The sequence below is a fragment of the Okeania sp. SIO3I5 genome (genome assembly GCF_010672085.1).
GTDB lineage: Bacteria > Cyanobacteriota > Cyanobacteriia > Cyanobacteriales > Microcoleaceae > Trichodesmium.
On record NZ_JAAHHT010000268.1, the window covers coordinates 1 to 12137 of the forward strand.

General features: G+C 35.6%; 12 protein-coding genes and 1 pseudogene. 8 read left to right on the plus strand and 5 right to left on the minus strand.

What is annotated here, in order from left to right; genetic code table 11:
- Both F6K40_RS34415 and F6K40_RS34420 read left to right on the plus strand, forming a co-directional pair.
- Positions 1 to 593 (plus strand): IS200/IS605 family accessory protein TnpB-related protein (locus F6K40_RS34415; protein ID WP_293142888.1); only part of this gene is annotated, 593 nt, incomplete at its 5' end.
- A gap of 211 nt (positions 594 to 804) precedes the next feature.
- The gene (locus tag F6K40_RS34420; protein WP_293142891.1) at positions 805 to 1536 is read left to right on the plus strand and encodes a 4'-phosphopantetheinyl transferase family protein; all 732 of its coding nucleotides are present in this window, start codon (positions 805 to 807) and stop codon (positions 1534 to 1536) included.
- A 238-nt stretch (positions 1537 to 1774) separates the two neighbouring features.
- On the opposite strand, the gene F6K40_RS34425 is transcribed toward F6K40_RS34420, so the two are convergent.
- Positions 1775 to 2356, minus strand: coding sequence for a DNA-binding protein (locus tag F6K40_RS34425; RefSeq protein WP_293142894.1), 582 nt, complete (start codon positions 2354 to 2356; stop codon positions 1775 to 1777).
- 221 nt (positions 2357 to 2577) lie between these two features.
- Here F6K40_RS34425 and F6K40_RS34430 point away from each other — a divergent pair, with 221 nt between their 5' ends.
- From F6K40_RS34430 to F6K40_RS34445, 4 genes are all read left to right on the plus strand, one after another.
- Positions 2578 to 2730 carry a hypothetical protein gene (locus F6K40_RS34430; RefSeq protein WP_293142897.1) on the plus strand — a complete coding sequence of 51 codons (153 nt, stop codon included), beginning with the start codon at positions 2578 to 2580 and terminating at the stop codon, positions 2728 to 2730.
- A 253-nt stretch (positions 2731 to 2983) separates the two neighbouring features.
- Positions 2984 to 3124, plus strand: coding sequence for a hypothetical protein (locus F6K40_RS34435; RefSeq protein ID WP_293142900.1), 141 nt, complete (start codon positions 2984 to 2986; stop codon positions 3122 to 3124).
- Between the two features lie 149 nt (positions 3125 to 3273).
- Positions 3274 to 3399 (plus strand): hypothetical protein, encoded by a 126-nt coding sequence (locus F6K40_RS34440; RefSeq protein ID WP_293142903.1) that lies wholly within the window; start codon positions 3274 to 3276, stop codon positions 3397 to 3399.
- A 182-nt stretch (positions 3400 to 3581) separates the two neighbouring features.
- Positions 3582 to 3722: a hypothetical protein gene (locus F6K40_RS34445; protein WP_293142906.1), complete on the plus strand. Its 141-nt coding sequence runs from the start codon at positions 3582 to 3584 to the stop codon at positions 3720 to 3722.
- A gap of 818 nt (positions 3723 to 4540) precedes the next feature.
- Here the strand turns inward: F6K40_RS34445 and F6K40_RS34450 are convergent.
- Both F6K40_RS34450 and F6K40_RS34455 read right to left on the minus strand, forming a co-directional pair.
- Positions 4541 to 4681, minus strand: a complete 141-nt coding sequence (locus tag F6K40_RS34450) for a hypothetical protein (protein WP_293142909.1) — start codon at positions 4679 to 4681, stop codon at positions 4541 to 4543.
- Between the two features lie 43 nt (positions 4682 to 4724).
- A complete protein-coding gene (locus F6K40_RS34455) occupies positions 4725 to 6185 on the minus strand; it encodes a helix-turn-helix domain-containing protein (protein WP_293142912.1) in 1461 nt (486 codons plus the stop codon).
- 543 nt (positions 6186 to 6728) lie between these two features.
- Here F6K40_RS34455 and F6K40_RS41680 point away from each other — a divergent pair.
- Positions 6729 to 7115, plus strand: a pseudogene (locus tag F6K40_RS41680) (PIN domain-containing protein).
- 1020 nt (positions 7116 to 8135) lie between these two features.
- Positions 8136 to 8291 carry a hypothetical protein gene (locus F6K40_RS34470; protein ID WP_293142921.1) on the plus strand — a complete coding sequence of 52 codons (156 nt, stop codon included), beginning with the start codon at positions 8136 to 8138 and terminating at the stop codon, positions 8289 to 8291.
- 125 nt (positions 8292 to 8416) lie between these two features.
- On the opposite strand, the gene F6K40_RS34475 is transcribed toward F6K40_RS34470, so the two are convergent.
- Together F6K40_RS34475 and tnpA are read right to left on the minus strand one after the other, a co-directional pair.
- Positions 8417 to 10894 carry an ATP-dependent Clp protease ATP-binding subunit gene (locus F6K40_RS34475; RefSeq protein ID WP_293142924.1) on the minus strand — a complete coding sequence of 826 codons (2478 nt, stop codon included), beginning with the start codon at positions 10892 to 10894 and terminating at the stop codon, positions 8417 to 8419.
- Positions 10895 to 11760: 866 nt separating this feature from the next.
- A partial coding sequence (tnpA, locus tag F6K40_RS34480; RefSeq protein WP_293142927.1) for an IS200/IS605 family transposase occupies positions 11761 to 12137 on the minus strand: 377 nt, incomplete at its 5' end.

Genomic DNA, 12137 nt, shown 5'->3' on the forward strand with positions numbered 1-12137 from the left:
ACTGTGATGCAGATGGAAATTTAAGAGAACATGGACAGATACCATTAGAAATGGGATTGCCAAAGAATAAGCAAGATGGTCAAATAGTTAATGCGGTTCTTCAAATTCAGCAATTAGCTGATAAATATGCAAGCCCAGTAGTAGTAGAAAATCTGGATTTTGGTAAGAAGAAAGAACAACTACGAGAGGAGGGTAAAAAATACTCTCGAATGCTATCTAGTTGGGCATATAGTCTTTTTTCGGAAAAATTAGAAGCAATTCTGAGTAATCGGGGTATAAAACTAATCAAAGTCAATCCAGCATACAGCAGTTTAATTGGTCTGGTTAAATACGTCCGAATGTATGGATTAGCTAGTGACGAAGCGGCAGCCCTAGTTATGGCTCGACGTGGGATGAGACTTTCAGAACGACTACCGCGCTCCTTAACCGCCTATCCTTTGGTGAACAAAGGAAAGCACGTCTGGAGCGCGTGGAATAAACTAAATAAAGTGATAAAGTCCTGGGATGCGATTTTATGTCGTCATGACTATTATAGCATCTCAGTCTCTAACTGGGAATCATTGGTTATGCCACAGTGCGAACCTTTTGGCTGACATTGTGACAAGTCTTTGACGTTAATGATTGACGAAACGTGACCGTGGTGTTTTTCCTTTTGATATTTGCCAATATTTGAGCGATTTGATCAGGTTTTTTCAAGCGGTTGCATTTGGCGATTGCCTCTAGTAAGATAAAAGTATCATGGGGTTAGTTCGCCTATACGCATGATTTTTTATTCAACTAAAATAATCAGATAATTAATAATAAATGTTTCTCAATCTGCCAGAAAAAAAATTAGAACTATCAGAAAATAACGTTCATATTTGGAGTACAAACCTAAAATTATCCTCTGGTCAAATTGAGAAATTATCAACAATATTATCTTCAGATGAAATAGAAAGAGCCAAAAGATTTTATTTTGAAAAAGACAAAAATCGCTTCATAATTGCCAGAGGAACACTCAGAAAAATTCTCAGCCGTTACTTAAATATTGAAGCCCAAAAATTACAATTTGCCTATAGCGATCGCGGCAAACCATACTTAACAAATACCTCAATATTATTTAACCTATCCCACTCTCAAGATTTAGCTTTATATGCAATTACCCAAGTTAATTTAATAGGCATCGACTTAGAATATATTCGCCCAATGAATGACGTTGAAAATTTAGCAAAACGTTTTTTTTCTCCCCAAGAATACAACCTTATTAGTCAACTTCCTCCTCAAAAACAACAAGAAACATTTTTCAAACTATGGACTTGTAAAGAAGCCTATTTAAAAGCAACTGGAGATGGATTAGCCGGTGGTTTAGAAAAAGTAGAAATTTGTTTAACCCCAGAAAAACCAGTAGAGTTTTTTAGTATTAATGGAGATATTGAAGAAGCATCTCATTGGTATTTACATCAATTTATTCCTCAAGCTAATTATATAGCTGCTGTAGCAGTAGCGGGGAAAAATCAAAACTTAAGTTTTTTGCAAATAAATAATACTGATATTTGATAATACTGACATTTCGATTTTTAGCTAAACCACCTATACCCAGTTATGTCTAACTGTTTAACTTCTGTAATTAGCCCTCAAAAATGATTTTTAGAAAAATCAATATTGTTAGAAATATCATTAATTATTTGAATTATTTGCATAACAACCCACAATGCCAGCCAATTTAAACAAGCCGACACCACTATAATTATTGATATAGATAAAAATTAGTTGAATCTAAAAATTAGACTCTAAATTAACTAGAACCTTGGGGTTTATTTTCATCTAGTTTTGTATCTCGGAAAAATTTACGAATAATTTCAACATCAGGCTCCGTCTCAATCCACAGACGAGCGCCACCTGCTTGACTTCTGTTAGGTTTATGAGGTCGATAGATGATTTTGCAATTTCCCAGAATTTCTACTTCGTGGCAGTAATCGTTTCTGTTTCCTTGTTTGACAGAGATGGCTGGAAGGGAAGTACCATGGTCTCGGTTATAGTCAATTTCTTTTCGCAACACATGAATAAAAGTATTGCCTGTACGGAATCCTTTATTCCAAGTTCCTTGAGGACCTCGACGACCTGGGGTAATTTCTGGCATTCCTCGACTATTTAAAGGAATTACCCAAAACCGTTCGACTTTTTCGGCTCCTTTGAGGCGACCTTGCCTTAGAAGTAACCTGAGTCTAGCGGTAGAAATATTTAAAAGAAATGCTGCTTCTGTTGTACCAACTTTATTTGGTTCTGTATTTATATCTTTCATAACTGTTTCGGAGCAAATCAAGGATAAACTCGATAACCAAGTACCCATGAAACCATAAAGGATTGAATTTGACAATATCTGATTTTTCAGTATTGACTTATGATGGTAATCTTAGTAGGAAATTTTACAATTACCTAAAATCTTAACTAAATTTGGTTTAGTAGTTATATCTTCCATAAACTGTTTCGGAGCATATTAAAGATAGACCGGATAACCATTTACAATCAAACCACGAAGGATTTAATTTGGCAATAGCCTCTTGCCTCTCCTCGACTTTTTACCAGTTTTTGTCAGAGATGAAAATTTCACTTCTATATATAGATAGTCGAAAATTTCTCATCGACTTTTTGCCAATTTTTGTCAGAGATGAAAATTTTACTTCTATATTGTTAGTCGAAAATTTCTCAGAGACTTTTCCAGAATATTTGCTCAATAACAGAGATAAGTAGAGATTTTTTGAAGTGGAGCGATCGCCTCAAGCCTCCCCCCCAACTTTTTGCCAATTTTTGTCAGAGATGAAAATTTTACTTCTATATATAGAGAGTCAAAAATTTGCCAGAGACTTTTCCAGAATATCTGCTCTTTCTAGAGGTAAGTAGAGATTTTCTGAAGTGGAGCGATCGCCTCAAGCCTCCCCCCCAACTTTTTGCCAATTTTTGTCAGAGATGAAAATTTTACTTCTATATATAGAGAGTCGAAAAGTTGTCAGAGACTTTTCCAGAATATCTGCTCTTTCTAGAGGTAAGTAGAGATTTTCTGAAGTTGAGCGATCGCCTCTTGTCTCCCCTCGACTTTTTACCAGTTTTTATCAGAGATGAAAATTTCACTTCTATATATAGATAGTCAAAAATTTCTCAGAGACTTTTCCCAGATATTTGCTCTTGAGCGAGGTAAGTAGAGATTTTCTGAAGTAGAGTTATCGTCTCTTGCCTACCCCCCAACTTTTTGCCAGTTTTCCTAAGAGATGAAAATTTCACTTCTATATATAGGTAGTGGAAAATTTCTCAGAGACTTTTCCAGAATATTTGCTTTATCTAGAGATAAGTAGAGATTTTCTGAAGTCGAACGATCGCCTCTTGCCTACCCCCCAACTTTTTGCTAGTTTTTCTAAGAAATGAAAATTTCACTTCTATATATAGATAGTCGAAAATTTCTCAGAGACTTTTCCAGAATATTTGCTTTATCTAGAGGTAAGTAGAGATTTTCTGAAGTGGAGCGCTCGCCTCTTGCTTTACCTTGACTTTTTGCTAGTTTTTCTAAGAAATGAAAATTTCACTTCTATATATAGGTAGTGGAAAATTTGCCAGAGACTTTTCCAGAATATCTGCTTTATCTAGAGGTAAGTAGAAATTTTCTGAAGTGGAGCGATCGCCTCTTGCCTACCCCAGACTTTTTGCCAGTTTTCCTAAGAGATGAAAATTTCACTTCTATATATAAGTAGTGGAAAATTTGTCAGAGACTTTTCCAAAATATCTGCTCTTTTTAGAGGTAAGTAGAGATTTTCTGAAGATGAAAATTTCACTTATATATATAGGTAGTAGAAAATTTCTCAGAGACTTTTCCAAAATATCTAGTCTATCTAGAGGTAAGTAGAGATTTTTTGAAGTGGAGCGCTCGCCTCTTGCCTACCCTCAACTTTTTGCCAGTTTTTATCAGAGATGAAAATTTCACTTCTATATATAGATAGTCGAAAATTTCTCAAAGATTTTTCCAGAATATCTGCTCTTTTTAGAGGTAAGTAGAGATTTTCTGAAGTCGAGCGATCGCCTCTTGTCTCCCCTAGACTTTTTGCCAGTTTTCCTAAGAGATGAAAATTTCACTTCTATATATAGATAGTCAAAAATTTCTCAGAGACTTTTCCAGAATATTTACTTTATCTAGAGGTAAATAGATATTTTCTGAAGTATAGCGCTCGCCTCTTGCCTACCCCCCAACTTTTTGCCAGTTTTCCTAAGAGGTGAAAATTTCACTTCTATATATAGGTAGTAGAAAATTTCTCAGAGACTTTTCCAAAATATCTAGTCTATCTAGAGGTAAGTAGAGATTTTCTGAAGTCGAGCGATCGCCTCTTGCCTACCCTCAACTTTTTGCCAGTTTTTATCAGAGATGAAAATTTCACTTCTATAAGTCAAAAATTTCTCAGAGACTTTTCCAGAATATCTGCTCTAGCTAGAAGTAAATAGATATTTTCTGAAGTATAGCGATCGCCTCTTGCCTACCCCCCCCAACTTTTTGCCAGTTTTCCTAAGAGATGAAAATTTAACTTCTATATATAGGTAGTGGAAAATTTGTCAGAGACTTTTCCAGATATCTGCTCTTTCTAGAGGTAAGTAGAGATTTTCTGAAGTGGAGCGATCGCCTCTTGCCTCCCCTCGACTTTTTGCCAGTTTTATTACGCATTAATCACTCAAATTACTCAAAGAAATTTAGAATCATCTCTAGATTAATTATGAATTTTATCTAGGATTTTTCCATATTCTCTAATTACTGGCGATACTGTAAATAATGTCAATTTTTCTTGTGTAATCTTTTCAATTAATGAGCGTCTTCCTAATGATTGAATTGTCTGAAGTACCTGGGGTGGTGATAGTGGTAATTTTTCTAAAATTTCTGTCACTGTTACAGGTTTATCTATCTGACTTAATTGAGATATTACCTGTTTTTCTAATAAGGATAATCTTTGAAAATTTCGGTCTAATTTAGCAATAATTTCATCGCCTAAAAATAGGCTATTGTACGCTAAATAATCTCTGACTTTGCCATTGAATATTTCTTGAATCATCCGACATACTGTTTTTAAATAGTAAGGGTTGCCTCGATAGGTATCAATTAATTTTTGCCAGGTTTCTTCATCGGATAAATTTTGTTCTTTAAAAATTTCTCTTGCTGTTTCTCCAATGCCATTTAATGACATTATTCTCACGGGAGTTTTCAGACCTGTCATATTGATTATTTCTAATGGTGATTCCCAACTATTGAATATTAAACAGCTATGATGAGGTAGTTCGCCTATATTTTGAAAAAATTGACTGTAGTTTTGAAATTGATTTTGATAATTTCCCGAAAATTTATTTTCTGCTAAGATTGCCTGCAAATTATCTAAAATTATTAAACACCGATAATTGCGCAAATATTCATAAAATATAGATAGTAATGTTTCTAGTTCTAAATCTAAGAGTGAATTTTTTTCTGTTGTTTCGGATAAGGAAAAGTTAATATAAATTTGATTTGATAATGACAAGACTAATTGGGCGGTTAGTTTTGATAAAGAGGGAGCATGATATAGATTTTTCCAAATAATATAGTCGAAATTATCTTGTACTTTTTCTAGCAAATGTCGTGATAATGTTGTTTTGCCAATACCACTAATTTCTAATATTCCTATTAACCGACTGTTTTCTTGTAATATCCAATTTTCTAGGGTAGATATTTCTTTAATTCGACCGTAGATTTTCCCTAGTTCGGGGGCTTCTCTAATATTTTTATTTGGTAAGGTTGTAATATGGTTTTCTGATTTTTTGTTTGCCGATTTATTTCTCTTTTTGCCGTTTGTTTTATCTTCTGAAGAGGGGAGGCGATCGCTACATAAACTTAAATTATTTGTAACTCCAACAAGGTTAGCAAGACCAAAACTTGATGATATCGAAAATTGTAATCTTTCTAAGGCAGAACAAAAATTTGATTTATTAATTTCTTCACCTGACAAATTTGATAATACTTTCCATAAATCTGAAGCTTTATCTCTAACATAACCTTCACTACAGGGAATTTTTTCTGCTATATCTGCATATTTTTCACCCAGACAAACACCTTCAATTATCGTTTTTTGTAAGTCATCCAAGTGTTTTCCCATGTGATTAAAAACTAGACTATCTGCAAGTTTTAAAACATCTTGAATATCCATACTTTTAATAATTAATAATTAACAATTAATAATTACAGAAGATTCCACTTTGGTGAGGTACATCCATGCGAGCAAGATGCCCACACTGGGAACATTTAATTATTAATATTAATATCTGTACTTCTACATATTGAAATCTGCTGTAATAATTATCTCTTCTTCAAAACAAGAGGATTGATTAAAAAGATTTTTTTGATTTTTTATCATTTATTAGGAAAAACTTTAAGCCTTAATTATTCTCTAAAAATTTAATATGACATTTTCTGACTTTTTCAGACATTAAATTCAGGACAATTTCCGACTGACAAAACATTGATGTTCAAAATAATATTAAAGCCTAATAGTTAAAAGCAATTTTTTAGCTCTTGTTATATCTGTATTTTTATTGATAGGCAAAAGTTAAAAATTATCGGTTAGTTTCTAGAGCAAATCAATGAATAGAAAAGTCAGAATATTTTTAATTGGTACAGTATTAGCCATCAGTGGAATTGTTATTAGAGGATTATGGCGTTAATACTTTTAAACTAACCGAAGCCGAACTAATTGACGATTTGGCTAATACCTAATGTTATTAGTAATACTTCCCCTATCCAGTATTTATATCAAACGAATTTACTTGAGTTATTACCTCAACTTTATGGAAATATTATTCTACCCCAGGGGGTTTTTATAAAACTAGAAGAGGGAAAAAATCTAGCAGTTGGTGTGCCAAAAATAGAAAATTACTCGTGGTTTCAAATCTATCCATCACCAGACTTAAATTTAACTTAATTCTCAAAAATGGGAGATATTCTTGGTCGCGGTGAAAAGGAAGTAATGGCTTTAGCGTTAAAAATTTCTGATTCCTTAGCGATCGTAGATGATGGTTTAGCCAGAAATTATGCTAGAGATTTAGGCATAAAAATTACAGGTACAGTTGGTGTACTTTGAAAAGCCAAACAAACAGGATATTTAGACTTAATAAAACCAATACTAGAAAAATTAATCATCCTAGAATTTTACCTTGATAAAACAACTCACGATACTGTCCTGAAACTAGCGAATGAGTTCTAATTAACTAGATATTTTTTAAAGAAAAGAAGATTGTAATTATAAAATTGTGGGAACTAAAAACCTACAAAAAAAACTACTTTATATAGAATTCGGGTAATTAGTTATCGTAATTTGTAACACAGGCTTCCAGCCTGTAACAAGCAGGATGCTTGTGTTACAAAGTTGAATACTTATTATATGGTTGGGGGAGATGGGGAGATTAAATATTGAAGCAATTATAGAGCTATAAACATACATCGTATAACCGGATTCTAAGTGCTTATGCAGGCATTAATTACCTATTCTGTGCCCAAGTTTTTCGTATGGATTTTCTACTGCACCAAAAAAACTCATATAACTGTCATAAGCTTCTCTTTCTAACCATTTAAGTGCTTATGCAGGCATTAATTGCCTATTCTGTTGATTCCCTATTTAAAATCTTCCTTACAGAAGTTGCGATCGCCTTCTTCTATGACCAAAATCAAAAAACAGTTTCCCGCAAGAACGCAAAAGCATAAGTAAAAAAAATATAATCAACTATTATTATTTTTTCTGCTTATAAAAAAAAATCTGATTTCGGCTAATTGTTACAAAATATTTCACGTACTTGCGTTATTTCAGCGGTTTGGTATCATTAAGATACATAGTTTATTGTGCCTATCTTGTGTTTAAAAATAGGAAATTTTCCCTTGAAAAAGCTACAACCTTCTATTTTTCGTCAATATAGGGTGCAAAAATTTATACCCTTTCTACGGATGAATAAATCTCAAAAAAACTAATTTTGAACAGGTGTAGGTGCTTAAGCAATTGTAACCATTGACAAATTTTTTCTGATAGTATCCAAAAATTGAAGGGTAGGAGACAGGAGACAGGAGACAACCCACCCCTAACCTCTCCCAGGAGGGGAAGACAGGAGGAATGGGTAATTTTGAGAAGGCAGGAGGAAGAATTTCCCTTGATTTTTCAGCAAGAGCGTCAACCCAAAATCCTCAGTTTTTGAGCCTTTTAGAACAAAAACCTTGTACTTTTTCAAGACTTAAAAAAGCTAAAACCTTTATCTGTAAATGCTTTTAGACTTTTTCAGCAATCCCTACTTATATCACTAATTGCCTAAAATAAAAAACGGCAAGGAATTTAAATTCCCTGCCGTTTTTCCATCCAAAATCAATTTAACTTCCGTTCCCGAAAGAAACTAAATCCTACTCAACACCTTGAGGCACCAACTCTCGTTTTTCCTTTTCCTCACTCTTAGAAACAGTAATCTGACCATCCTCTCCAACATCAACAACAGCAGTATCGCCCTCATTGATTTTGCCAGAAAGAATCTCCTCAGCCAAACTATCCTCAAGCAAACGCATAATTGCCCGACGCAAAGGTCTCGCCCCATAACTAGGATTATAACCCTCCTCAACCAACCGCTCCTGGAAGCGATCGCTAATTTCCAACGTAATACCCTTCTCCGTCAACCGACTAAATACCTCTTTCAGCAGAATAACGGCAATTTCCTTCACCTCATCCTTAGTCAACTGACGGAACACAATAATCTCATCCAAACGGTTCAAGAACTCTGGACGGAAATACTGTTTCAACTCCTCATTCACCAAATTGCGAATTCGATTATACTGAGCATCAGCCTCATTTTCCGAGAACTCAAAACCAAGACCACCGCCTCCTTTCTCGATTACCTTAGAACCGATATTAGAAGTCATAATAATCAAAGTATTCTTAAAATCAACCGTCCGACCCTTCGCATCAGTCAGACGACCATCCTCCAAAATTTGGAGCAACATATTAAATACATCAGGGTGCGCCTTTTCAATTTCATCAAACAACACCACAGTATAAGGACGACGACGAACCGCCTCCGTCAACTGACCACCCTCGTTATAACCCACATAACCAGGAGGAGAACCAATCAACTTAGAAACAGTATGACGTTCCATATATTCCGACATATCCAAGCGAATCATCGCCTCCTCAGAACCGAAGAAATATGCAGCTAAAGCCTTAGTCAACTCAGTCTTACCAACTCCAGTAGGTCCTGAGAAAACAAAACTAGCAATAGGACGGTTAGGATTTTTCAATCCCACCCTTGCCCGACGAATAGCACGAGATACCGCTCTTACAGCCTCCTCCTGACCAATCAAACGTTGGTGCAAAGTATCTTCCATGTGCAGCAACTTCTCAGACTCAGACTCAGTTAACTTATTAACCGGAACCCCAGTCCAACTCGCCACAATATGAGCAATATCCTCCTCAGTCACCATTGGAGAATCATCTTCGTTGGTAGAGTCGAGCTTTTTATTCTGAGCAAGAGAACGAATTTCCGACTTAATTTCCATTTCCCTGTCGCGCAACTCTCCCGCCTTATCAAAATCCTGAGAACGAACCGCCTCATCCTTTTCCTTCAGAAGCTGACGTAACTCCTTATCCAATTCCTTAGCTGCCGGAGGTAATTGAGAATTAATCAACCGGACACGAGAACCAGCTTCATCTATCAAATCAATAGCCTTATCCGGTAAATAGCGATCGCTAATATAACGGTCTGATAACTTAGCAGCAGCCTCCAAAGCAGTATCCAAAATTTTCAATTTATGGTGTTGCTCGTAACGCTCCCTTAAACCAAATAATATCTCAATAGTTTCATCAACAGAAGGTTCACCCACCATAACTGGTTGGAAACGACGTTCCAGAGCAGCATCCCGTTCAATATGTTTCCGATACTCATCCAGAGTAGTCGCCCCTATACACTGTAACTCCCCACGAGCCAAAGCAGGCTTCAAAATATTCGCCGCATCAATAGCCCCCTCAGCAGCACCAGCTCCAATCAGAGTATGAACCTCATCAATAACCAAGATGACATTACCCGCAGAACGAATTTCATCCATAATTTTCTTCAGACGTTCCTCAAACTCACCCCGATATTTAGTACCAGCAACCAAGAGACCAATATCCAGAGTAACCACCCGCTTTTCTTCCAGAATATCCGGTATATCATTATTAGCAATCCGTTGTGCCAAACCCTCAGCGATCGCCGTTTTTCCTACACCAGGTTCTCCAATCAAAACTGGATTATTCTTAGTTCTACGACCTAGGATTTGAATTACCCTTTCAATTTCAGTTTGCCTTCCCACCACTGGGTCCAACTTACCTTCAGATGCCATTTGAGTCAAATTTGAACCAAACTCATCAAGAGTAGGAGTTTTAGTACGCCCACCGCCACCACCAGCAGTTACCTCTGCCGTTTCACCCAACATTCTAATTACTTGAGTCCGGACTTTAGAGAGGTCTACCCCTAAATTTTCTAGAACTCTAGCAGCTACTCCTTCTCCTTCTCGAATTAAACCCAAAAGTAGATGCTCTGTACCGATATAGTTATGCCCTAATTGCCGTGCCTCCTCCAAAGATAATTCTAAAACCCTTTTAGCTCTGGGAGTAAAAGGGATTTCTACTGCCACAAATCCCGAACCACGGCCAATTATCTTTTCTACTTCAATCCGAGCATCTTTGAGATTAACACCCATAGATTTCAGAACCTTAGCTGCTACCCCTGTACCCTCTCCAATGAGACCCAGGAGGATTTGTTCTGTCCCCACAAAGTTATGTCCCAAGCGGCGAGCCTCTTCTTGGGCCAACATAATAACTTTGATTGCTTTTTCCGTGAAGCGTTCAAACATAAATTAATTCCTATCTCTTAAAGTTGCTCTAATGGTTATTCTAGCGTGACATTTTTACTAAAGCTGTTTCCCACTTCTGGATCTTGAGAGTTTGTAAGTTTATAGACAAATATTCATCTATCATCAACTCACTTTTCCAGGTAGTCTCAAGGTTTGCTTTGCTGCTTGAGAATGAATAAATTGATAATTATGATTTGACTTAATTGCTTCTCTAAGTCGTGTTTTCCCGTGATGTATCCCAACTTAAAATACCATTTTCTAGCCAAATAAATCCCATAATTAATAAGTCGGTTAACCGTGGTACATAAGTATTCTAAAAACGGGATACTTTCTGGACTTTTAATTAGCTCTTGCTGACATCCATACATATTTATAATTTCTATGTTATTACAATTAAATTAACATTAAACGATCAAAATGGTATTAAAAGTAACTTTTTCTTAGCCAACAATTTAATTTTGGTTTCTAAAGTATAGCTCAGGTTTTTACAAGATATGATAATTAAACCATCTATTTGTTTTAAGAAATTATAAAATTTTCTCATTTAAGCAGCAAAGTGCGCACTTTGTATTGAAAATTTTTGTTGACTCAAGCTTACTTTAGAGGGTTTGGACTGTAAAGCAAGCCAGAGTTCACTGCTATAGCTCAAATTGTTGACCAAAAAATCAGGTATTTTATTTTTTTAATGAGGATGAAAAAAATATTCGCCATACATATTTCAAACTTTTAGCTTCATCAAAACTTATCTTACCGATTTAACTCTTGACTTTTGATTTTCGACTTTCAACTTTGTCCCAACTTGATTCGGCAAGGGGTCTCCCGTTATAATCTCCGATTTAACGGGAGGGGAATTGCCAACAGCGAGGTTATGTAGGTGTCGATTGATGTTCAACATATTGCTTTAATTGATCAATAGTTACACCTCCTCCGCTAGCAACAAAATAAGAACCAGTCCACAGTACAGGTTTCGTGTAAAACCTAGCTAAGTAATCAGCAAAGTCTCTCCGGATCAACCTACTAGAAACAGTTTTGAGATTGGCTATAAATTTGCTCAGTTGAACTTTTGGGTTAAATGTGATTAACAAATGTACATGGTCAACTTCACCATTAAACTCCACTAACTCACATTCCCACTTTTGGCAGGTTTCATCAAATATTTTATGTAACTGCGGGAGTATTTCAGAGGCAATTACCTTTTTTCGGTACTTGGTGACAAATACTATATGAACAGTAAGAGAATAAA

Coding starts and splice junctions, on each gene's coding strand:
- F6K40_RS34430 (WP_293142897.1), top strand. CDS start 2,578: ATGAAAATTTCACTTCTATATATAGATAGTCGAAAATTTCTCATCGAC.
- F6K40_RS34475 (WP_293142924.1), bottom strand. CDS start 10,894: ATGTTTGAACGCTTCACGGAAAAAGCAATCAAAGTTATTATGTTGGCC.
- F6K40_RS34455 (WP_293142912.1), bottom strand. CDS start 6,185: ATGGATATTCAAGATGTTTTAAAACTTGCAGATAGTCTAGTTTTTAAT.
- F6K40_RS34420 (WP_293142891.1), top strand. CDS start 805: ATGTTTCTCAATCTGCCAGAAAAAAAATTAGAACTATCAGAAAATAAC.
- F6K40_RS34470 (WP_293142921.1), top strand. CDS start 8,136: ATGGGTAATTTTGAGAAGGCAGGAGGAAGAATTTCCCTTGATTTTTCA.
- F6K40_RS34450 (WP_293142909.1), bottom strand. CDS start 4,681: ATGCGTAATAAAACTGGCAAAAAGTCGAGGGGAGGCAAGAGGCGATCG.